The 21,996-nt window shown below is 50.7% G+C and carries 21 protein-coding genes; 12 read left to right on the top strand and 9 right to left on the bottom strand.

Annotated elements, in window-relative coordinates:
- The first annotated feature begins 151 nt into the window (after positions 1 to 151).
- The gene (locus BS639_RS13110) at positions 152 to 736 is read left to right on the top strand and encodes a TetR/AcrR family transcriptional regulator (RefSeq protein ID WP_055780652.1); all 585 of its coding nucleotides are present in this window, start codon (positions 152 to 154) and stop codon (positions 734 to 736) included.
- A 59-nt stretch (positions 737 to 795) separates the two neighbouring features.
- On the opposite strand, the gene BS639_RS13115 is transcribed toward BS639_RS13110, so the two are convergent.
- Positions 796 to 1,965, bottom strand: coding sequence for a cupin domain-containing protein (locus tag BS639_RS13115; protein WP_084983291.1), 1,170 nt, complete (start codon positions 1,963 to 1,965; stop codon positions 796 to 798).
- Between the two features lie 355 nt (positions 1,966 to 2,320).
- Between BS639_RS13115 and hpxO the strand changes: the two genes are divergently transcribed.
- The 3 genes from hpxO to BS639_RS13130 all read left to right on the top strand — a co-directional run bounded on the left by hpxO (position 2,321) and on the right by BS639_RS13130 (position 4,597).
- A complete protein-coding gene (gene hpxO, locus BS639_RS13120) occupies positions 2,321 to 3,478 on the top strand; it encodes an FAD-dependent urate hydroxylase HpxO (protein ID WP_084983292.1) in 1,158 nt (385 codons plus the stop codon).
- A gap of 149 nt (positions 3,479 to 3,627) precedes the next feature.
- Positions 3,628 to 3,825 (top strand): hypothetical protein, encoded by a 198-nt coding sequence (locus BS639_RS13125; protein WP_055780644.1) that lies wholly within the window; start codon positions 3,628 to 3,630, stop codon positions 3,823 to 3,825.
- 1 nt (position 3,826) lies between these two features.
- The gene (locus tag BS639_RS13130; protein WP_055780641.1) at positions 3,827 to 4,597 is read left to right on the top strand and encodes a hypothetical protein; all 771 of its coding nucleotides are present in this window, start codon (positions 3,827 to 3,829) and stop codon (positions 4,595 to 4,597) included.
- A gap of 82 nt (positions 4,598 to 4,679) precedes the next feature.
- Here the strand turns inward: BS639_RS13130 and BS639_RS13135 are convergent, their stop codons facing one another.
- Positions 4,680 to 6,071, bottom strand: a complete 1,392-nt coding sequence (locus BS639_RS13135) for an MFS transporter (RefSeq protein WP_084983293.1) — start codon at positions 6,069 to 6,071, stop codon at positions 4,680 to 4,682.
- A 98-nt stretch (positions 6,072 to 6,169) separates the two neighbouring features.
- Between BS639_RS13135 and BS639_RS13140 the strand changes: the two genes are divergently transcribed.
- The gene (locus BS639_RS13140; protein WP_084983294.1) at positions 6,170 to 7,033 is read left to right on the top strand and encodes a LysR family transcriptional regulator; all 864 of its coding nucleotides are present in this window, start codon (positions 6,170 to 6,172) and stop codon (positions 7,031 to 7,033) included.
- Between the two features lie 25 nt (positions 7,034 to 7,058).
- Here the strand turns inward: BS639_RS13140 and BS639_RS13145 are convergent, their stop codons facing one another.
- Positions 7,059 to 7,973, bottom strand: coding sequence for a DMT family transporter (locus BS639_RS13145; RefSeq protein WP_084983295.1), 915 nt, complete (start codon positions 7,971 to 7,973; stop codon positions 7,059 to 7,061).
- Positions 7,974 to 8,110: 137 nt separating this feature from the next.
- Between BS639_RS13145 and BS639_RS13150 the strand changes: the two genes are divergently transcribed.
- From BS639_RS13150 to BS639_RS13165, 4 genes are all read left to right on the top strand, one after another.
- A complete protein-coding gene (locus tag BS639_RS13150) occupies positions 8,111 to 8,752 on the top strand; it encodes a glutathione S-transferase family protein (RefSeq protein WP_084983296.1) in 642 nt (213 codons plus the stop codon).
- Positions 8,753 to 9,079: 327 nt separating this feature from the next.
- Positions 9,080 to 9,907 carry an MBL fold metallo-hydrolase gene (locus tag BS639_RS13155; RefSeq protein ID WP_084983297.1) on the top strand — a complete coding sequence of 276 codons (828 nt, stop codon included), beginning with the start codon at positions 9,080 to 9,082 and terminating at the stop codon, positions 9,905 to 9,907.
- Positions 9,908 to 10,083: 176 nt separating this feature from the next.
- Positions 10,084 to 10,587, top strand: coding sequence for a DUF1543 domain-containing protein (locus BS639_RS13160; protein WP_055780623.1), 504 nt, complete (start codon positions 10,084 to 10,086; stop codon positions 10,585 to 10,587).
- 63 nt (positions 10,588 to 10,650) lie between these two features.
- The gene (locus BS639_RS13165; protein ID WP_084983298.1) at positions 10,651 to 11,511 is read left to right on the top strand and encodes an AEC family transporter; all 861 of its coding nucleotides are present in this window, start codon (positions 10,651 to 10,653) and stop codon (positions 11,509 to 11,511) included.
- A 46-nt stretch (positions 11,512 to 11,557) separates the two neighbouring features.
- Here the strand turns inward: BS639_RS13165 and BS639_RS13170 are convergent, their stop codons facing one another.
- Positions 11,558 to 11,983 carry a cupin domain-containing protein gene (locus BS639_RS13170; protein WP_173882097.1) on the bottom strand — a complete coding sequence of 142 codons (426 nt, stop codon included), beginning with the start codon at positions 11,981 to 11,983 and terminating at the stop codon, positions 11,558 to 11,560.
- 176 nt (positions 11,984 to 12,159) lie between these two features.
- Entirely contained in the window at positions 12,160 to 13,434 is a 1,275-nt protein-coding gene (locus BS639_RS13175; RefSeq protein WP_055780616.1) for a Glu/Leu/Phe/Val family dehydrogenase, read from the bottom strand.
- A gap of 381 nt (positions 13,435 to 13,815) precedes the next feature.
- Between BS639_RS13175 and BS639_RS13180 the strand changes: the two genes are divergently transcribed.
- On the top strand, positions 13,816 to 15,255 hold the full coding sequence (locus tag BS639_RS13180; protein ID WP_055780613.1) for an amino acid permease: 1,440 nt from the start codon (positions 13,816 to 13,818) through the stop codon (positions 15,253 to 15,255).
- A gap of 18 nt (positions 15,256 to 15,273) precedes the next feature.
- Here the strand turns inward: BS639_RS13180 and BS639_RS13185 are convergent, their stop codons facing one another.
- On the bottom strand, positions 15,274 to 16,161 hold the full coding sequence (locus BS639_RS13185; RefSeq protein ID WP_084983299.1) for a LysR substrate-binding domain-containing protein: 888 nt from the start codon (positions 16,159 to 16,161) through the stop codon (positions 15,274 to 15,276).
- 106 nt (positions 16,162 to 16,267) lie between these two features.
- Here BS639_RS13185 and BS639_RS13190 point away from each other — a divergent pair, with 106 nt between their 5' ends.
- The gene (locus BS639_RS13190; protein WP_084983300.1) at positions 16,268 to 16,987 is read left to right on the top strand and encodes a sulfite exporter TauE/SafE family protein; all 720 of its coding nucleotides are present in this window, start codon (positions 16,268 to 16,270) and stop codon (positions 16,985 to 16,987) included.
- Between the two features lie 101 nt (positions 16,988 to 17,088).
- Here the strand turns inward: BS639_RS13190 and BS639_RS13195 are convergent, their stop codons facing one another.
- A complete protein-coding gene (locus BS639_RS13195) occupies positions 17,089 to 17,835 on the bottom strand; it encodes an SDR family oxidoreductase (protein ID WP_055780606.1) in 747 nt (248 codons plus the stop codon).
- 99 nt (positions 17,836 to 17,934) lie between these two features.
- Between BS639_RS13195 and BS639_RS13200 the strand changes: the two genes are divergently transcribed.
- Positions 17,935 to 18,837: an AraC family transcriptional regulator gene (locus BS639_RS13200; protein ID WP_084983301.1), complete on the top strand. Its 903-nt coding sequence runs from the start codon at positions 17,935 to 17,937 to the stop codon at positions 18,835 to 18,837.
- A 56-nt stretch (positions 18,838 to 18,893) separates the two neighbouring features.
- Here the strand turns inward: BS639_RS13200 and BS639_RS13205 are convergent, their stop codons facing one another.
- A complete protein-coding gene (locus BS639_RS13205) occupies positions 18,894 to 20,633 on the bottom strand; it encodes a cytochrome c biogenesis protein DipZ (protein WP_084983302.1) in 1,740 nt (579 codons plus the stop codon).
- Between the two features lie 265 nt (positions 20,634 to 20,898).
- Positions 20,899 to 21,930, bottom strand: coding sequence for an isocitrate/isopropylmalate dehydrogenase family protein (locus BS639_RS13210; RefSeq protein ID WP_055780598.1), 1,032 nt, complete (start codon positions 21,928 to 21,930; stop codon positions 20,899 to 20,901).
- Positions 21,931 to 21,996: the final 66 nt, after the last annotated feature.

Raw genomic sequence — 21,996 nt, forward strand, 5'->3', positions numbered from 1 at the left:
CGCTCCTGTTTGAACATGTTTTAGGGTTCGGGTAGACATCTGACAATGGGTGGAATCGGTGTTAACATACGCTGCGTATGTATTAATATCCTACATACGCCACGCATGTCAAATAACATACGTGGCGTATATTATTGCGGGGGAGTAAAAAGTGGCAAAAAAACGTGAGCAGAAAGTGGAGGAGACTCGCGCCAAGCTCATTCAGGCCGCGCGTAAAGCCTTTGCAGAAAAGGGCTATGCGGCAGCCTCGATGGATGAATTAACGGCAGAAGTGGGCCTGACTCGCGGCGCGCTTTACCACAACTTTGGTGATAAAAAGGGCCTGCTGCAGGCGGTTATCGACCAGATGGATCTTGAGATGCTGGCGCGTCTGCACAAAATACAGGCACAGGCAGACGATGCGTGGTCGGGATTTTTGGCCGAAAACATCACCTATATCGAGATGGCACTGGAACCTGAAATCCAGCGCGTTATGCTGCTAGACGGCGCGGCGGTGCTGGGAGACCCCTCGAAATGGCCGAATCAGAATGCCTGTTTACGCAGGGCGGCAATCACCATCCAAACGCTGATTGATGATGGAACCTTGAAACCTGTCGATCCCGAGGCAGCGGCACGCTTGCTCAACGGCGCTGCGCTTAATGCTGCCCTGTGGATTGCCGCAGCGGACGATCCGCACGCGATATTAGAGAAAGCAATTGAAGCTTTTCGCCTACTCGCCGCAGGTTTGAAGGCTTAAAAGATTAATATAAAAAGAAAAGGCCTCGCGCTGGCGAGGCCTGAGTTAACACAAATGTGTTACTTCGCGCCTTTGGAGATCACCAGTTTTTCGGCCGGTCGGGCGTTCCAATCTGTTTCGTTGTTGTTAAAGGTATCCGCCAGCACGTAGGCCGGCGTTTTTGCTAACCAGTCAGAAAGCGAAATATCCTGATAGATGCCGTTGTCCAACACCACCAATACTTTTAAATCTTCATCACCGATATTTTCGATATAGTGACCAAACCCTTGTGGAACATAGCCAACGTCGGTGGCGTTATATTCTTCCGTTTCGGCGTGGCCGTGTGAGCTAAACACCGTCATGCGTCCTTTACCGGAAATATAATATTGCCACTCATTGGCGTTTGGATGCCAATGCATCTCTCTCACGGCACCCGGCTTCATTATTTCAATTACACCGGTAATTGTTTTTGATATTGGGAACTCTTTCGAGGAAACAATATATACGCTGCCTTCATCGCTCTCAAAAAAGGGGGGTTGGCTCATCATAGGATAATGATGTTTTAGCGGAGAGTCGTCTCGCCCGCCGTTATCTCGCTCCAAAGGAAGGGCAGGCGGTACGCGGCCCGTCACAATATAGGCTTCACCCTGTTTCGCCTTGGAGAAGACTGACGCCGGTAAATTGGTGCTTTTGCTCAACACTTCCTTGGGCATGTGCGCGATCCAGTCGGTAATACTGAAGGTGCCGAACTCGGAAAAGTGTCCATTATCGAAGGTCAATATAAAGTGCGCGCCGCCTTCCAGTGCTTGAATTGAGTGGCCGTAGCCTTTCGGGAAATACCACACGTCACCCGCGCCAAAGTCGGAAACTTCCGAGGTGCCTTCAGGATCGATAATCGTAATACGCGCCTTGCCCGAAATCATATAAGCCCATTCGGCGGCGATGGCGTGCCAGTGTAATTCCCGCACAGCGCCAGGCTCTAGTGTCATATCAACACCCGCCACGCCCTCGGAAATAGGGAACTGTTTTACCGTCGCTTCTCTGGCCCATCCCCCCGGCAGACTGCGCTTTTCACTGTCCGAAAACTTATATTTATACACGCTCTTTGTATCATGCCCTGGCTGATAAGTGGTGGGAGGGACAATGTTACGATTTTCATCCGCCGAGGCTTTATTAATTACCGCACCGGTCAGGCCCATAGTTGCCGCACCTGCGGCAGAGATTTTCAACATATCACGACGAGTTAGCATTTTAATTCTCCTTAAAAAAACTAAGGATACTTAATGCGGTGCAAATGTATAAAAAATGTTTATTAAATAATATTTTAATGTTTCAAAAAGGTAATAACGTTAAATGTATATTTAACAAAATTTATTTTACAGCCAAAAAAAAGGGTTTGTTTAAGATTTATTATATATTGCACCAGATCGGATCAATGCGCTAATGCGACGCCTTGTTTTAGTGCGTATCGGCATCTGTTGTAACGAATGTTTCAAATTTCTTTGTATACAACGAGTGTCTACAAAGGCTTGGATCGATATTGCCCTCAACAATCAATCTGGTACAGAAATTGCTTTTTCCATAAGAGACTTTAAGGAGAAGCAAATGAAAGCTGTGGTGATTGGCGGTGGAATTGGTGGGACGTGTGCGGCAATTGCGCTTAAACGTTTTGGGATCGAAACTGCGGTTTTTGAAGCAGTAAAAGAGATCAAACCAGTGGGGGCTGCGATTTCCATCTGGCCTAACGGCGTGAAATGCCTGAATTATCTCGGCATGAAAGATGCGCTGCGCGAGCTTGGCGGGCAGATGCGTTACATGGCTTACAATGATTACCAGCAAGGCCAGACCCTGACGCGTTTCAGCATGGACCCGCTGATTCAATGCGTAGGCGAACAGCCGTATCCGGTGGCGCGCGCCGAGTTGCAGGCGATGCTCCTCGACGCCTATGGCCGCAACGACGTGCAGTTTGGCAAGCGCGTGACTCACGTTGAAGAATCAGCGAGTGGCGTAACCGCGTGGTTTGACGACGGAACTTCCGCCACCGGTGACCTGCTGATTGCTGCCGACGGCACGCATTCTGTTATCCGTAAACATGTGCTGGGCTATGCCACCGAGCGCCGCTATGCCGGTTATGTTAACTGGAATGGTCTGGTCGAGATTGACGAAAGTATTGCTCCGGCCGATCAGTGGACCACCTTCGTAGGTGAAGGCAAGCGCGTTTCGCTGATGCCGGTGAGCGGCAACCGATTTTACTTCTTCTTTGACGTGCCGTTGCCAAAAGGGCTATCGCAGGACCGCAGCACGGTGCGTGAAGATTTGTACGGCTATTTCGCAGGTTGGGCGGAGCCGGTACAAAAACTTATTGCTCAAATTAATCCGCAAACCACCAATCGGGTTGAGATCCACGACATCGAACCCTTTGAACAACTGGTGAAAGGGCGCATTGCCCTATTGGGCGATTCGGCTCATAGCACTACCCCGGATATTGGGCAGGGAGGTTGCGCGGCAATGGAAGACGCGGTAGTGCTGGCGACTATGCTGCAAACTAACTCCCTCGGTATTGAAGATGCGCTGCTGCGCTATCAGGAAAAACGCGCCGACCGCGTTAAGGACCTGGTGCTCAAGGCCCGCAAGCGCTGCGACGTTACTCACGGCAAAGAGATGGCAGTCACCGAACAGTGGTATCGAGACCTCAAGCAGGAAAACGGTGAGCGCATTCTCGCGGGCATGTGTGAAACTATTCTTGGTGGACCTTTGCAGTAACCTAATGTCGCTAATGTGGGAATGTCACCCGGCATTCCCTGCCATTGCGCATTTTTCTAAACTCCCCCTTCGACAGAAAACCACCAACAGTCTTATGGATAGATGCGATATCGCCTGCCATGCTTATTGATTAATTCATGGAGGCCGCGATGCATAAATTCGTATTTTCAATATTCTCTAGTCCTGAGTCGCTGCTGCAGGTGTTGAGTCGACGCGACGTTGAGGAAGCGATTGAGGAGGGCGAGCGTATCATTATCAACGAGGACGGTGTCGCCTCAGTCAATATTAAAAGCAATGAAGTGAAAGAGGATTTCCAACGGCACGTTCAGTCACTTAGGAGAGTTTAAGATGGGAACCGCTGTCTTTATGGTACTGATGGTCTGTGGTTACTGGTATACCAGTCGTGACCTTTCAACCCGTTTTAAATTTAAGCGTACCTTTGGCTGGGACGTCTATTTTCTGGTTGCCCTGTATGGCTGTATTTTTGTATTGCAGGGTTTGGTTGCTACTGCCTTGATTTGGTTTGTTCTTTTTGTTGCATCCGGCATTATGAATCTGACCTCATATTCACTGGCAGACCGCTATCACCATATGCAAATGGATTTCATCAACTGGAGCTTTTTGGGTATTCAGGCTCCCGTGGTGATTATGTTGACGCTGGCAGTCATATTCTGCATTTATCGCTCTAACTGGGCCGGCAGTGCGCGTTTAAACAGCGCAGGCAGAAAAGAACTCTACAAAAGGCTTACTCACTCAAACGGCGTTGAAGGACTGTTGTTTCAGTGTATGGAAGAGGGGCATTTGGCGTGGATAACCTTGAAATCTCGTCGTATTTATATTGGCATGGTCCACACTGCATCGTTTGAAAATAGCGCGACTGCCAACGTGGTGATCGTACCCATGCTCAGTGGTTATCGCGAAGGCAAATCCATGAGCTTGTGCATAGAGCATAACTACAGCGCGTGGTACGACGAGCATGAAATATCGCTAGATTCGTCTCCGCGCTCGGCAATGGATTTTCGCAAGGTCATTATGGTGGAGCAGATTGAAAGCCTCTCATTGTTTGACGCTGCCAGCGCCACGGCGCTGTCGATAGAACAGGACGCGCGTTCCCTGTGATTAGCGACGCTGCCCGAATCGGGCAGCGTTTAATGAGGCAGAGGTTGCAGACCTTTGCAAGCCAAGGTCTGCAACTTCTGTTTCACTCGCTTCCCGCCTCGCGCGTATCCTTTTTACGTTTTTGCAAACCCTGCATAGCTACGGCTGCGGCAAAAAGCAGAAGTAGGGCAGAAACAATCACCACCTTTTCGAATCCGTGCAAAAAAAAGGGGGGCTGTTGATTGCGTACCAAAAAGCCAAACAGCGCGACTCCAATCACTCCACCTAATTGCCTTGAGGCATTGAGCAGGCCGGAGGCGATACCAGCCTGCTTTCCTGCTACGGCTGCCAGCGCGGCGTTGGTAATAGTCGGTATGGTCAAGGCCGTGCCGCCACCGGCAATCAGCATCGGGATAACCAGTAAGGGATAGGACGCGGTCATAATGCTGGGTAAAAACAGCGCATAGCCGCAGGCCGAAATAAGCATCCCGCTTACCGCAAGGGTTCTTGTACCGATTCTCGTCACCAAGCGCCCTGCCGTAATATTGAAAACAACCAAAATTCCCATCATCGGCAAGAAGGCTACGCCGGTTTGTAACGGGGTAAACCCGCGAATAAACAGAAAATAGAGACTGAGGGTGAACACCGTGCCGTAGAAAGTTAGATTGGCGAGCAGTCCAATAATCGTTGCGCTGCGCAAGGTTGCGTTACGAAATAAACTGAGTGGCAGCATCGGCGAAGGACTGCGCGCTTCAATCCACAGAAACACAGCGCCGAGCATAACGAAGCAGGCAAAAGCGGCAGCAATCAGCGGATTTTCCCAACCCAGACTGCTGGTCTCGGTGAGGGCAACGGTGAGTGATGCTAGCGTAAGTGCGCCGGTTATTTGCCCAGCAATATCGAGACTTTTCGTCGTCTGTACCGGCGAGGTTGGCGCATGGCGACCAACCATCCACAGCCCCAGCAGGCCCAGCGGGAGATTAATCAGGAAAATACTGCGCCAGCCGACGCTGGTTATTAGCAGTCCACCTAGCACCGGCCCTGCGGCGAGGGCTATTCCGCCCGATGCCGCCCACCAACCTACCGCGCGGCTTCTGGCCTCATCGTCTAAAAAGACTTGGCGCAGCAGTGAAAGGGAAGCAGGTACCAGCAGAGCCGCACCGAGCCCTTGAAAAATGCGCGCTGAAATCAGGGCTGAAAGCGTGGGCGCTAATCCGCAGCCCGCCGATCCGAGAGTAAAAATGGTGAAACCAACCATAAAAACGCGCTTGGCACCCAAGCGGTCTCCAAGCGCCCCCGCGGTTAATAACAGGGAGGCAAAAACTAGCGCATAGGCATTAATCACCCATTGTAAATGAGTGATTTTTGCGTGAAATTTCGCGTGTAACGCTTCAAGCGCGACGTTGACCACGCTCACATCGAGAAGGACAATGACAAAACCGAGGCATGCGGCAAATTGTATAAAGTGTAGCTGCCGATGGGATTGATTATGCATAGATGGCTCACCTGATAATAAGATTGAGCAATCATAGGTTGAAATCATGCGTGCGAAAATTCAGTATATGAACATAGCAGACTGGGAAATATGCACAGATGTTTGACTGGCAAGACTTACGATTCTTCCTCGCCGTGGCGCAGGCCGGTAGCCTGTCAGGCGCAGCGCGGGCAATGCATGTCGATCACGCGACCGTAAGCCGTCGCCTGAATCTACTGGAAGATAAGCTGCAGGTGCGGTTGGTGGACAGACAGCCGCGCGCCTGCCTGCTCACGCCGCTGGGTGAACAGGTGGCTCAGCTAGCCGCCCAAATGGAAGCGAGTGCGTTTGCCGTTGAAAGAGCGACTCGCGCCGCGCAGTTACCGCTGGTGGGCAAGGTGTCGGTCAGTGCACCGCCAGTGCTGGCGGCCAATTTCTTGGCGAAACAGCTGTTTGCTTTTCGCCAGCGCTATCCGGATATTCAGCTTTCGATTGCCAGTCAGGTTCAAAGTGTTTCACTCAGCCGTCGTGAGGCCGACATTGCCGTGCGCCTGTTTCGGCCTACCGAGCAGAGCAGCGTGGCGCGCAAGATTGGCTTAATGCCGTTTGCGCTTTACGCCAGCAAAGATTATGCGCATTCAAAAACGCCGGAACGCTGGGAGTTTATCGCTTATGATGCGTCGCTTTCAGAAATGACACATCAAAAGTGGCTGCTTGAAGTAGCAAACGGTCGGCGAATTGTGAGTGAGGTCAGTGATATCACCAGTCAGTGCGTGGCGGTGCGCACTGGTATTGGCGTCGCCGGACTGCCGTGCTTTCTGGGCGACGGTGACCCGCAGTTGCAGCGTTTACACGTTGACGGCGAGGCGTTTGCGCGAGAAATCTGGATAGCGGTTCACACAGACCTGCGGCATACACCGCAAATCCGCGCAGTTATGGACTTTATCATTGATGCTGTTAAGGCACAGTGGAGCAATGATTGAACGATAAGAGAATGGAATCTGAGGCTTACTTATCGGCCACGCTAATAATCTCCACGCGCTTTTTATCAGGACTCACCGCCAACCACACGGCAATACAAATAATCACGCCGCCAAAGATAAAGCCGGAGTTAATTTCTTCGCCTAGCACCAAATAACTCCAGAAAACGCCAAACGGCGGGATGAGAAATGTGACCGACAGCGTTTTTAGTGGGCCAATATCGCTGATGAGGCGGAAATAGAGGATATAGGCCACTGCTGTACAGAGAAGACCGACCCCCAGTACGCTGCCCCAGACCTCGGGCTGTGCCCAATTCACCGCCGGTCCGAATGCAAGGGTGTAGCCAAAGAAAGGCAGAAGGAACAGGGTTGCCCCCAGTTGGCTGCCGAAGGCGACTATCGAGGGCTCAAGACCTCCCTTGTCTGAAATCCATTTTTTAGCCAGAAAACCGGCTACGCCATAGCAGGCGGTGGCAATAAGGCATGCTATTACCCCCCACACCAGGTCAGCGGTCGAATGCATCTCTCCGGTGGACGTTATCAGCACTATCCCCGCGAGTCCAAGAAATACGCCTGCCCACTTCTTGAGGTTCAACGTGGCGCCAAAAAAGGAAAAACCGATCACCGCGCCCATCAGTGGGGTGGTGGCATTTAAAATGGCGGAGTATCCGGCAGGCAGCCAGCGCGCGGCCAGGCAATACATCAGAAACGGCAAACCCGAGTTGATCGCGCCAAGCAGCAGCGCTTGCCGAGTTTTGCCGTTAAAGGCTATCTTTTTTCGCATCATCAGCAAAATAATAGCCAGTCCGCTACAGCCGAAAAGCACCCGTAGAAACGCGGTATTAATTGCTCCAAATTCAGGTGCCGCAATACGCATAAACAGGAAACTAGCTCCCCAAATGGCGGCTAAAGTCAATAATCTTATAAAGTCGGGCACCTTCATGTTGTTTCCTTACTTTTTGCGATAGCCAGTTGACACTCTTCAGCCGTAATAGAGGTATAGTTTAGCGGCCTGTGGCACAGAGAAAATAGCACAGGTAGACGCAGTAATGGATAGGGCAATAGTTAACCGGAGGCGTTGTGCTTAAAATTTGGGGCAGAAAGACATCATCGAACGTGCAGGCTTTGATGTGGTGTGTGGGTGAATTAAATTTACCTTATGAACGTTATGATATCGGTCATCGTTTTGGCGGCAACGATACGCCGGAATTTTTAGCCATGAACCCCAACGGTACCGTGCCGGTATTGAAAGACGGTGACGATGAGCCGTTGTGGGAAACCGGCGCCATCCTGCGTTATATTGCGAGAGTGTATGGCAATGAGGCTTTTTGGCCGTCGAGTGCGGCAGAGTGTGCGCAGGTTGATAAATGGACGGAATGGGCCAAAGTCAGCGTCTCGCACAGCTTTACGGCCCCGCTTTTTTGGCGAGTCGTGCGAACCGCCAGCAAAGACAGAGACCAACCAGCCATCGATAATGCAATGAAAGTATTGAATAAATTTTTAGATGTCGCCGAAGTCCAGCTCAGCAAGCACGCCTATATTGCCGGTGAGGGTTTTACTCTTGCCGATGTGCAGTTCGGGCATATTCTCTACCGTTATTTCGATATCGATATTGAGCGCGAATCGTTCCCGGCCCTGGAGCAATACTATGAACGACTGAAGCAGCGTCCGGCTTTCGTCGAGCATGTGATGGTTTCTTATGACGATCTCCGGGTGAAGTGATTTGAAATCGAAAACAGCAATTTCGTTCAAGATTCTAGACTAAACAAAGGCTATATAACGCCCCTGTCATTCACGGTCTATCTCTTCGATACAGTGCTATTTATGCCACGTGCATGAGACTTTCTGCATTTCATTTGAATCGGCACTTTACGCGCGCGGTAATCGTAATTTTAAGCTTGGTGATGTTTTACCTCGTTAGCTCACTTTGGTAATGATTAACTGCACTATTTTCAGTAAATTAAAGGAACTACTCTGTTGTCATTTGAGCACTATGGTGACGTATGTGCTCATTATGTTGATACCTGTCAGTATTAATTGGAGTTCCTCATGTCTCAAACCTCTATTACACATGCGTTGGGCCAGGCTACGGTCGCTAAAATATTTGAAACTACGCTTGAATTTGGTTCAACCTATCTCTTCCCCGACTGGGCCGACGACACGCCTGTTGTGCCGCTCAGCGTGCACAGCTGGTTGGTGAAAAATGAAGGGAAAATATATTTGATTGATGCTGGAGTAGGTAAGGGCAAGACCCGCGCCTCGGCGTTATTCAATCATCTCGATAACCCTTATTTAGAGCGATTGGCCGAGCAGGGTGTAACTCCTGATCAGGTCGATTATGTCTTGATGACGCATATTCATACTGACCACGTAGGTTGGAATACAACTTTCAAAGACGGTGAATGGCAACCCACTTTTCCCAATGCGCGCTATGTGTTTCCTAAAGAGGGCTATGAGTTTTATCTCACCGAAGAAGGCCGAGCCGTGGCGGGATATGCTGCTTTTGCCGACAGCGTCGCGCCAATCGTTGCCGCCGGTTTAGCCGATTTTATCCCCGCAGCGGGGGGAACGGTAGACCAACATTTTGAATATATTCCAACGCCCGGCCACTGCGTGGGTCATATGTCGATCCGTTTTAGCTCCGAGGGAGAGCAGGGATTATTTGCCGGAGACGTGATGCATTGTCTGGAACAGGTTAAAAACCCCCAGTTAGTCTCGGTATTTTGCGTAGATAAGCCCCTAGCGATAGAGACTCGCCAGCAGATTCTGGAACAGATGGCACAGAGTCACACGCTGTATTTCAGCTCTCATTTTGAAGGCAGCTCCGTCGGCTACGTTAATCGTGAAGGCGACGACTATCGCTGGCAGCCGGTTTAAGCAAAATATTAAACATCGTGCATTTATTAGGGTGGCTCTACTCTACGCCACCGGTAAATAAGAATAGTAAATGCTAAATTTTTGCTAATTATCTAATCGCTATATTATTTATTATATAGCGATTGTAAGGTACTGTCTTACCCCATTGAAGGCGTAATATTTAAGAGGAACTCAGATTGTACCTGTATATGTTTTACTTAGGCGGCAATGCCGGAAGATCAAATATTGAAGTTCACGATATCCAGTTTGTAGCAGCCGAGCAGCCGGAGCATGCTTGGCCTGCGCTGCGTGAAGCATGGTTTGGCGACGCGGATAAAGTGCACATTGATGGTTATGCGCGTATTAACTGGGCGGACGGCTATGCCGTTTCACTGTCGGCGACGCCTGCGGCGGACGATAAAAAGCTATTTTTTGTTAATGCCGGCGCCTATGACCCTTCGACGTTGGCTGAATTGCACGCCTTTGATTTGTTTGTCGCCCGAGATGCACAAGAGGCTAAAGTCAGAGGATTAGAGTCTTTGCTTAATGGTGCACTGCACCAGCATAAAGATAATCTTAAAGACGTGGATGATTGCATTCTGTTGGATAAAATCGGCGATCTTTATGTGCATTTAACCCCGAGCAGTCACGGTAAAGCTTTCAGACCTGAGTGGCAGGGCTACCAGCCTATTGGGCTCTAACCATTATTTTAGCCTCTGTTAATCCAGAGGCTAATGTTTGAGTATGCTGGGGCAGGGTGCGGAATGACCATTTTTTTACCGTTAGGCTATCTGCTGGTCGGATGGTTGATTGGGCAGACATCGTGGGATATTAAAACGCTGGCTTCCACGTTATTGACCCGGCTGTTTATTCCCTTGGTGATCGTTTTCAATATTGCCACACATTTTAGCAGCATGAGCGGCATTATTATTGCCACCGCTCTGGCGATGTTGATTCTCCTTGGCGTCAGCCGATTATTCACCCGCGATCCTGTACTTAATCTCTGCTTTTGTTATCTCAATATTGGCTGGCTCGGTCTGCCGGTGGCGACGGCACTGTTTGGCAACGAGGCTGCGGTTATTATTATTGCCGCGTATGTCGGTAGCTCCATAATGGGTAACTCGGTGGGCGCAGGGATGCTATCAGGCAACGCATTCAACCTGAAAAAGCTGATTCAGACGCCACCTGTCATTGCGCTGGCCATAGGTATTCTGCTTATTCCGTTCAGCCGTGAGGTTGAGTCTTTAGGCGTTGAAATCTACCCGTTTGCCAAATTTATGATGAGCTTTTTGGGGATGGCAATTCTGGGTATCTGGTTGTCAAAAGTTAAGGTGAGGGCGGTGGATTTTCGTCGCGAGTTGAAGCCTTTTTTACTCCGTTCTGCGGTGATGGCCATTCTTGTTACGCTAATGTGGATGTTTGCGCGTTATATCCACCAAACGACCGTGGTTAATAATGCACCTACGCTCTACTTGCTGTGCTTATTACCGCCCGCTGCCAATATTATTGTATTGGAAACACACTATCTTGGCAGTGGTCGATCGGCGCGTCCTATCAGCTGTGGCACCTGTATTAGTATTGTTGCTATTGCGCTTTATGCGGGCGCAATTACCTTAAGCCATTAAATGCCTGATAACGTTGTGAAATATTCGGCGTTATCAGGGCTATTTATTATTGCTGTGCAGCGATAACGTCAATAATCACTAATGGCTCTTTGCCCGTGTTGCTTAATCCGTGTGATTCGCCTTTGCGGACAATAGTAATATCACCGGCTTTAACCGGATAATCTTTACCGTCGGTGTCTTTAAATGTGCCAGTCCCAGAAACAATCACATAAGCATCTTCATTATCTTTATGCTGATGATAGCCAATCGAGTCACCCGGTTTGAGGGTCAGCCAGCTCAGCTCTTTAATTGCCTGATCGGGCTTGGCTTTATCGCGTGTAAAGGCAAAAGCCGCATCCACGTTACCTTTACCGCCGCCCAAGCCTTTCTTTTCAATTTTTTGCTGTTGTTCTTTAGTAATGACCTGCGCATTTGCCCATGAAGCCGGTAATAAAGCGGCGATACACAATAATGCAGTTGTTAATTTACGCATAAATTTCACCCTGTTATTATAAATCCATTATTTCAGGCACCCTGTTGCTGCCTGATTTTTCCTGCCGTTCTTTATGCCAGAAAAAAGACTTTTCCACATTGCCAAAAAGTGACATTAACAAAAAACGCCACCCGCAGAATAGACGTGTGGCGTTAATCAGAGACTAGAATGGGGTATTAGCCAGGATAAATACCGCGATCTTTACGCGCCATCAGAATTCGCTCACAGGCCACAATATAGGCCGCCGTGCGCAGCGAACAATCCTTCTCTTTTGCTTTCTCCCAAACGTGAACCATTGCGTCGGTCATGATTTTGTCCATGCGCACATTGATCTCGTCTTCACTCCAGAAGAAGCTGGCCATGTCCTGCACCCACTCAAAATAGCTGACCGTCACACCGCCGGCGTTGCACACCACGTCTGGCACGACAATCACGCCGCGTTCGGCCAAAATGTCATCGGCCTCTGGGAAGGTTGGGCCGTTGGCACCTTCAAGTACTAATTTACAGCTAAGCAGCTGTGCGCGTTCGCGGGTGATTTGTCCCTCAAGTGCCGCAGGAATAAGGATATCCATCGGCGTAGTCCAGAAGGCTTCGCTGTTGATTTCCTGTGCACCCGGGAAGCCTGCAATTTGTCTGTGTTGGATTTGCCACTCACTCAACGCCGCCATATCGATGCCGGAGTCATTAAACAAGGTTGCCGTATGGTCTTGAATTACCACGATCCGTGCGCCGATTTCGGCAAACAGGCGAGCAGCTTCGCTGCCCACGTTACCAAATCCTTGAATCGCCACTCTTGCGCCTTCAGTTTCAATACCTGCGCGGCGTGCAACTTCGCGTCCGGTAACAAATACACCGCGGCCGGTGGCTTTTTCGCGGCCTAGTGAGCCGCCGAGATGAATCGGCTTACCGGTCACAACGCCGGTGATGGTGGTGCCGTGGTTCATGGAATACGTGTCCATGATCCAAGCCATAACTTTGCTGTTAGTACCGACGTCCGGTGCCGGAATGTCTTTCTGAGGCCCGATAATAATGCCAATTTCGCTCGTGTAGCGGCGAGTCAGTCGCTCCAGCTCACCGTCAGACAGGGCAAAGGGATCAACGCGAATGCCGCCTTTCGCTCCGCCATAAGGCAGATTCACGGCCGCACACTTGATGGTCATCCACGCCGAAAGCGCCATAACTTCGTTGAGATCAACACCAGGGTGGTAGCGGATGCCGCCTTTTCCCGGGCCGCGCGAGAGGTTGTGCTGAACGCGATAGCCTTCAAAATGACGGATCGTACCGTCATCCATTTGCAGGGGAATATCTACGATCAGCGCGCGTTTCGGATGACGTAGGGTGTCTATCCAGCGTGAAAGGTCACCCAGATAAGGGGCGACGCGATCGATTTGACGCAGATAGGTTGTCCAGGGAGATGTACTGCTTTCTGACGCGTAAGATAACTTTTCCATAAAAAAGCCTTTTTAAATAAAGTCATTTATTTTGTGAAGCTGAGGAAGAGAAGTGCATTTCACTATGCGGTGATAATGTTATCAGCTTTTATAAAGAGTGTTTATGGATGACAACGGCAAATTGCTTATTTGTGATCGGTGAGGCATTCAATTAGTGAATAGTTATACAAGAAATAGAGACCTATAAGGAGTGAATTTTTATGCAATTTATATTCATTAAAGTGACTAATAAACTTTTTTTTCCCAATTATCAGAACTTTGAGACCGGTCAAAAAGTGAATGAAATGATATTTTTCAGTGTTGACTTTGTTAAAGCTCAACGCCAGCATGCATCCTGAACTCGCCGCTCCATGACTTTTCTGCAAGGCTAAAGGAATTGCAATGACCCTCGAGAAAATAGAACGACAGGAAAACGCTGCCGGTAAGCTTGATGCCCCTGAGAAACTGCACAGGGGCCTCAGTGAGCGTCATATTCAGATGATTGCCTTAGGGGGTGCAATTGGCACGGGTCTCTTTATGGGCGCAGGGAAAAATATCGCCGTTTCCGGTACTTCCATTTTAATCATCTACATGCTGGTTGGCTTTTTCATGTACATGGTAATGCGGGCTATGGGTGAGGTGTTGCTTTCGCGTCTCGACTATCGGTCGTTCGCGGATTTTGTGGCGGATTATCTCGGACCAAAAGCCAGTTTTTTTCTCGGCTGGTCCTACTGGTTGAGCTGGGTTGTTACCTGTATTGCCGACGTGGTGGTGTGCGGCGGCTATATGCAGTACTGGTTTCCGCATATGTCAGCCTGGGCGCCGGCGCTGTTCACGCTCGGGCTGCTTTGCCTGTTCAACATGCTGTCGGTCAAAATGTTTGGCGAGGCGGAATTCTGGTTTGCGCTGATAAAAGTGGTGACCATTGTGGCGCTTATCTTGACCGGTGGCTGGATGATTGCGACCGGCTGGACCTCTCCAGACGGTGTGCGCGCCTCAATGCATCATCTTAGTGACCCTGAAGTGTTTATGCCGCACGGAATTGCAGGTTTTCTGGCCGGATTCCAAATCGCTATTTTTTCTTATACCGGCATAGAACTGCTAGGCACCATGACTGCGGAGACTAAGGATCCGCAGCGAATTTTGCCAAAAGCCATCAATGCGCTGCCGCTCCGGATCATAATTTTCTATATGCTGTCGATGACGGTGATTATTGGCGTAACGTCCTGGGGGGCTATCTCGCCCGACGTTAGCCCGTTCGTGATGCTTTTTGCCAAAGCTGGGTTACCTGCTGCGGCCGCCGTGATCAATTTTGTTGCTCTGACCTCGGCTATGTCGTCGGCTAACAGCGGCGTTTATTCCAGCACGCGCATGCTTTATGGCCTGTCTATCGAGAAACACGCCCACTGGCAGTTCCGAATCCTTTCGAGAACCACGTTAATCCCGATACGCAGCCTGTTATTCTCTTGTTTTTGCATGCTCAGCGGCACGCTTTTACTGTTTTTAGTGCCGAACGTGATGACGCTGTTCACTATCGTTTCTACTCTGGCAGCTATTTTGGTGATTTACAGCTGGGCGATGATCCTGATTTCTTATCTGGTTTATCGTAAAAAACGCCCTGATTTGCACGCTGCATCCTCGTTTAAAATGCCTGCGGGTATTGTGATGACTTGGCTCAGCCTGGCGTTCTTTGCCTTTACGATTGTCATTATGCTGTTCGACCCAGACACACTTTCTGCACTTTGTGCCACGCCGCTGTGGTTCATCATGCTGTTCATTTTTTGGAAAATGAAGCAAAGAAAGGAGCAACAGATGACGACGGTAATCAACAGTCAGGCATAGAGCTGAAGTGACGGATTATTATTCCTCAGAGAGTCCGTCCTGATTGACCAGCCAGCGTTCAAAATCTTGGTGTAAAACGGTTTTCTGCACCCCAACTGGCGTCAGCGCCTGATACAGGCACGGCGCCACGGTGTTTTGTGTAAACAGCGGAACAAGATTACCACGCGCAATTTCGGTAGACAGCGTCTTGACCGGTCCTAGACCGACGCCAATCCCTTCAAGCATCGCGTGCAGCGAAACGTGAAAATGATCGTAACGTCTAAAACCGCTTACCGGCATTTTTTGCAGGCCCGCCGCGGCAAACCATTGATTCCAGTGGCCTGGGCGAGTCAACGTCTCAATCCGTGGGCACAACAAAACATCTGCTGGTTTCTCAATGGGATAGCGTTTAAGCAGTTCCGGTGAGGCCATTAGACAATGCTGGTCCTGCAAGAACGCAATGGCCGAATACTCCACCGCGCTGATTTCTCGACGAATTAACAGGTCATAATGACCGATAATATGCAGCTGTTCGGTATTGGCGGTGGATATTTGCAAATTAGCCTGTGGGTAACGGGCGTAAAAATCGTCAATTCGTGGGAGCAGCCACTTTAAACTCAGGGTAGTTGGCACGCTGATGTTAAACACATTATTCCGCCCGCCGTTTCCATAACGCAGCGCAATATCAGAAAGCGTGTCAAAGGCGCTACCGAGTTCACGGGCCAGCGTCAAGGCGTAGGGGGTCGGCACGCGACGCTGACCCTCCTTACTGAATAAATTTACCCCAAACCACTTTTCAACCACCTGAATTTGACGGCTTATCGCGCCGTGAGTGATGCACAGCTCTTTGGCCGCTGCGGTATAACTGCCTGCATGACAGGCAACCAGAAAAGCCTTCAGCGCTGTCAGGGGAGGAAGAGGGTGCATTTACTGTCCTTTAAAGTCACGGTTATGTGATGTTTTAGCACGAGTATTGTAATTTTTTAATCGCTAACATCGCTTAAATGAAGACTTATAGGAAATAAATGCGGTGATGTATCTCGTTATTATCTTGATTGGGGTTCTGGCTGGGACCCTTAGCGGCGTGGTCGGCACGGGGGCATCCATCATGCTGTTACCGGCTTTGACCTACACTTTTGGCCCCAAGGCAGCTATTCCTATCATGGCGATTGCCGCCATTATGGGCAACGTTTCGCGGGTGATTTTATGGCGTAAAGAGATTAATTATAAAGCATTTATGCTGTATGCCATCCCCGGTATTCCTGCGGCTGTTCTGGGGGCAAACACGCTATGGGTCATGCCGGTTGAATTATCAAACCTCTGTATCGGACTGTTCTTTTTGCTGCTAATTCCCCTGCGTCGATGGGCAAAAACACAGGCCTTCACGTTGAACAGTGTCCAGTTGGCGCTAGTCGGGGCGGTGGTCGGATATTTGACCGGCGTGGTGTTCTCAACCGGTCCGATAACGATCCCTATATTTGCCGGATACGGCCTAGTGAAAGGCGCGTTGTTATCTACCGAAGCCGCCGCCTCTTTTGCTATCTATTTGGCCAAAGCCTCAACCTTTGAAGCTATCGGCGCACTGCCCGCATCGGTATTTATTTGCGGCATTTTGGTCGGTAGCACCTTGATTATGGGCACCCTGATAGGCAGACGATTTGTGCTCAGACTTTCAGAAAATGTCTTTAATCGGTTGATTGACGCCATGCTGCTGATTGCCGGAGTTTCTTTGCTGTGGGATGCGGTGGTGTAGTTTTTTGATAAAACGGCGTTACGGTTTTTTCTCGGACGATTAACCCAAAGCCTAACTATTGGCTTCGGGTTAACGGTATTACTGACTTTACTCTCAATGCACTAAAGGCTCTGTGCGGCAAGTGCAACGGCGTCGGCACCGGCGGGGATGCGCATGGGGGCTGAAGGGTCGTTTACCGCCTGCCACACCGCGTGCGCCACGTCGGCCGCGTAGGTAACAACGGCAGTGTTTTTAGCGTTGGCAAAAAAATTCGCGGCAAAAGCCTCATACGGCTCGGGGAAGACGTTTTGCATTCTCGATGCCGCATTTTTGCCAAAATCGGTGGAGGGAGCCAACCCCGGCAGCACCAGACCCACTCGAATATTGAAAGGCGCGAGTTCGAGCGCCAGCGATTCTGTAAAGGCATTAACCGCGGCCTTGCTGGCGGTATAAACGGCAAGCAGCGGGATCGGTTTTAGTGTGACGGTAGACGTCACGTTTATAATCACCCCTGATTTTCGCTGTCTGAACTGTGGAATAAACGCCTTACACAGCGCCATTGTGCCAAAGGTATTGGTGTTGAAAATATCACGTGCGAGATCCATCGAGGTACCTTCGATAGCACTCAGCAAGCCAATACCCGCATTGTTGACCAGTGCGTCAATGGGACCGGCGGCTTCAACCGCGTGGTGAATACTTTCTGCGTCGGTCACATCAAGGGCAAGCAGGCGCAGGTGTTCGGAGCGCGGCAGCAGGTCTTCACGCGGGGTACGCATAGTGGCAATGACCTTCCAACCTTGTTTTAAGAAATAGCCTGCGGTCTCTAACCCAAAGCCAGAGGAACAGCCAGTAATCAGCACAGTTTTCATTATAACTCCTGAAGATAAATCGTTAGAACTTGACTCTACGCGCCATCGGCCGTACTTAATACACTGCAAAGTCCAGTTTTCATTCGTTGGAGTCCGGTTATGAACGATCCTCTTGCCGAGGTGGTTACGCTGCTCCAACCTCAGGCCCCTTTTTCGAAACTCGTCCACGGCGCAGGAATATGGCGCGTACATCGTACGCAAAGCGAAAAGCCGTTTTATGGTGTGATTCTGGAAGGATGTTGCTGCCTGGAGATCAATGGGCAACCGCCACTTACCCTGCAAAAGGGTGATTTTGTGCTTATCCCGGCAGCATCGGATTTTTCGACCTCAAGTTATCCTCCCGAGCTGTCTAAAGAAGTCAGCAGTTTCCCAACCTTGCATCCTGAGGGCGTCTACCGGATAGGTTCTCCCGAGGGGGAGCCAGAGGTGCAATTGCTGATTGGGTATTGTCAGTTTGGCTCGCCGGATGCGGCGCTGCTGGTTTCACTGCTGCCGCAGTTGGTGCTGGTTCGTGGCGAGAAAAGGCTTTCAACGCTGGTTCAACTGGTGGCTGATGAGACCCGAGAGCGCCGACCTGCTCGTGACGTCGTTCTGCTGCGCCTTTTGGAGGTTCTACTGATAGAAGCGCTTCGCTCAATGACCGCAACCGCAGGTTCCACGGGACTTTTACGCGGATTAGCCGACGAGCGTCTTGCCGCAGCGATACGGCAAATGCATAAAACGCCGGGGCGTAGATGGACGGTGGTGGAGCTGGCAAAAGAGGCGGCGCTGTCTCGTTCAAGCTTTTTTGAGCGCTTCCGAGAAGCCGTTGGCGTGGCGCCTATGGAGTATTTGCTGGCCTGGAGAATGGCGCTGGCCAGAAAGATGCTGCAAAACAAAGAAGGCAGCATGGGGGATATTGCAGAGTGCGTGGGCTATGGTTCTGCCAGCGCATTTAGTGTCGCATTTACCCGCTATGTCGGTATGGCGCCAGCACATTACGCTCAGCAACTGCGTCAATAAGCGTTGCGCAGAAGTCCCTTTCTGCGCGCTTGTCAGTTGACTCTCAGATCCCGCAATCAGCCAAAGGTAAAGGCGTAGGCGTTTACCCCCGCATCAAGAAACTCGATGGTAAAGCTGTGCTCACCGCCAGCATCCGGCTGACGAATGAGCTGATAGAGCCGCTGGTCGGTCACCACGCCTTCGCCGCTGGCGGAGATGTCCGAACCGTGCATCTCGCCAGGCTCTTTACCGTCGAGGGTGACCTTAAAGCGGATCTGTTTACCCTGTTCCTGTGGACCTAATACGAGATGAAGGTCGCGCGCGTGGAAACGATAGGTAATGCGTCCGTTAGGCTTATTTAAGGTTATTTTTTCATCACCCACGGTCCAGTTTCCCTGCAGGCCCCACTCGTTGAGGTCCAGAGGGTCTGAAATGGTAAAGTCCGCCGGTGCATCGGTTACCTTATTGTCCGAGGCAAAATGCTGTGAACGCATATAACCCAGATAGGTTTCAGGTGAGATGTCGCTATCCTGACCGGCGGCTTGTTCTACGCCTTTTGCCTGTACCTGACTGATTGAGGTATTGACGTTTTTAGCACCGGCTTCTTTAAGCAGTTGCTGAATAACGCGCTCCGACTGGGGGTACTCGCCTTCGCCAAAGTGTTCATAGCGAATCTCGCCTTTGGCATCAATGAAGTAGTGAGCAGGCCAATACTGGTTATTAAAGGCGCGCCAGATGCTGTAGTTATTATCAATCGCAATCGGGTAGTCAATGCCCAACTTTTTAGATTCTTGAATCACGTTATTAACGTTGCGCTCAAAGGCAAACTCTGGGGCATGCACACCGATAACCACCAGTCCTTCGCTGCGGTATTTATCCGCCCACGCCTTAACGTACGGCAGGGCGCGCAGGCAGTTAATGCAGGAATAGGTCCAAAAATCTATCAATACCACTTTGCCTTTCAGCGCCTGCGGGGTCAGCGGTGGCGAATTAAGCCACTGAACGGCACCGTCTAGAGAAGGCATCGGACCAAGGTCACTTAACACCGGGGTGCCATTTTCGTCGGCGGCGGTTGGCGATTGACTCCCTGTACGGCTTAAACCCAATTTATCGACCAGCTTTTGCTCGATGCCGCTGGTGGTTTGATTGGAGAGACGCGTTAGCAGGCCAGTATCCAGACCCAGTGCAATGGCCACCACGCCTATCAGCATCGCTGCGCCAATACCTCGGCGTATCCATTCCCCCGCACCCAAAGAGCGTTTCATGGCGGTGAAAACTTTGCCACCGATCAGCAGGGCCAGCATTAAGGAGGTCACGGCGCCCGCGGCGTAGGCCAGCAGCAGCAGGCTTGAGCCGACGTTAGCCCCTTGCAGCGCTGCGCCAGTGAGTACTAATCCGAGGATCGGGCCTGCACACGGCGCCCAAAGCAGCCCGGTTGCAATACCCAGCAGGAAAGAGGTGCCGATTGGCGATTTTTTACTGCTGGTCGCCGCTTCACTTACCTTGTTACCAGCCGAGACCAGCGGGCGCATCACTCTGTCACCAATGTGCGGGAACAGCAGCGTGACGCCGAAAAATGCCATCAGCACCAGTGCAACCCAGCGTCCGTACTGGTTTGCCTGCACAACCCATCCTCCGCCTACTGCGGCCAGCGTGGCAACCAGCGTAAATGTCAGCGCCATTCCGGCCAGCAAGGGTAAACCTGATTTCAGAAAAGATTGGTCGGAGCGAGCAAAAACGAAAGGCAATACCGGCAAAATGCAGGGACTGGCGATGGTCAAAATGCCGCCAAAATAGGCGAGAATAAGGATTAGCATAGTAAAACCTCAATAGGTCGCGGCTGCCTTGGAGCCTGATGCACCGCAATGTACCGGAATGTATCGTCAAGTTTCGCTATGTATTTAAATATATAGCGATACTTGAATTATATCCCCCTTGAACCTGCTTGGGTGAGGTTTAACGAAAATGTTAAGATTGTGGTGAACGGCCTAAGGGCAAGGAAAAGAGTGAGGGAGCAAACTTTGAAGGGATAAGTCTGCCCCGTTAAGACATTAACAGGGCAGGGTAACGCTGTGCGCAGGCTTAGTCAGCCAGACGACGGCAAATTGCGTCGGTGAATTCGCGGGTCGTTGCCGTACCCTTGAGGTCGCCGGTGCGAATGTTGTCTTCGTTCAATACTGCATAAATTGCAGCACGCAGGCGATCGCCTTTGTCTTTCATGTCAACGTGGTCAAGCATCATGGCCGCAGCCAGCAGCAAGGAGATCGGGTTAGCGAGGCCTTTACCTGCGATATCCGGAGCTGTGCCGTGAACAGCTTCGAAAATAGCCACATCTTTACCGATGTTGGCACCTGGAGCCATGCCAAGACCGCCGACCAGACCGGCGATTTGGTCAGAAAGAATGTCGCCAAACAGGTTGGTACACAGCAGCATATCGAAGCGCCACGGGTTCAGAACCAGCTGCATCGCACAGGCATCAACAATCATATCGTCAACTTCAACACGGCCTTCGTACTCTTTGGCCACTTCACGAGCCGCTTCCAGGAAAATGCCGGTCAGCGCTTTCAGGATGTTGGCTTTGTGTACGATAGTGATTTTTTTACGGTTATTTTTAATGGCATATTCAAACGCATAGCGAGCAATACGTTTACTTCCCTCACGGGTATTCATGCCGGTTGAAACGGCAACCGCTTTAGGGTCATCGCCTACCGGAATATAGTATTCGTGCGAGACATAGAAACCGCCCAGGTTTTCGCGGAACAGCACCAGATCGATGTCTTCAAAACGGCCCGGGACCAGGGTGCTGGCAGGACGTACGTTGGCATACAGCTCAAATTCTTCGCGCAGACGCACGTTAGAAGAGCGGAACCCACCGCCGATTGGCGTAGCAAGCGGACCCTTCAGCGCTAAACGACGTTCGCGGATGCTGGCTAACGTACTTGCCGGCAGCGGATCCCCTTCCGCTTCCACACCGGCAACGCCTGCCTGCTTAACATCCCATTCGAAAGGTTGGCCAAGCGCATCGAGAACTCTGACAGTCGCTTCAACAACTTCCGGTCCAATACCATCACCTGGTATTAGCGTGGCAGGGATTTTCTTGTTTAGTTGGGTCATGTTACTTGTCTCTTTTTGGTAAACGGGAAACTTTTCAAGTGTGTCAGCTTACTGCCGACCATTGTA

Origin of the sequence: Rouxiella silvae (assembly GCF_002093625.1) — a bacterium.
In the GTDB taxonomy this organism is placed as follows: Bacteria; Pseudomonadota; Gammaproteobacteria; order Enterobacterales; family Enterobacteriaceae; genus Rouxiella; species Rouxiella silvae.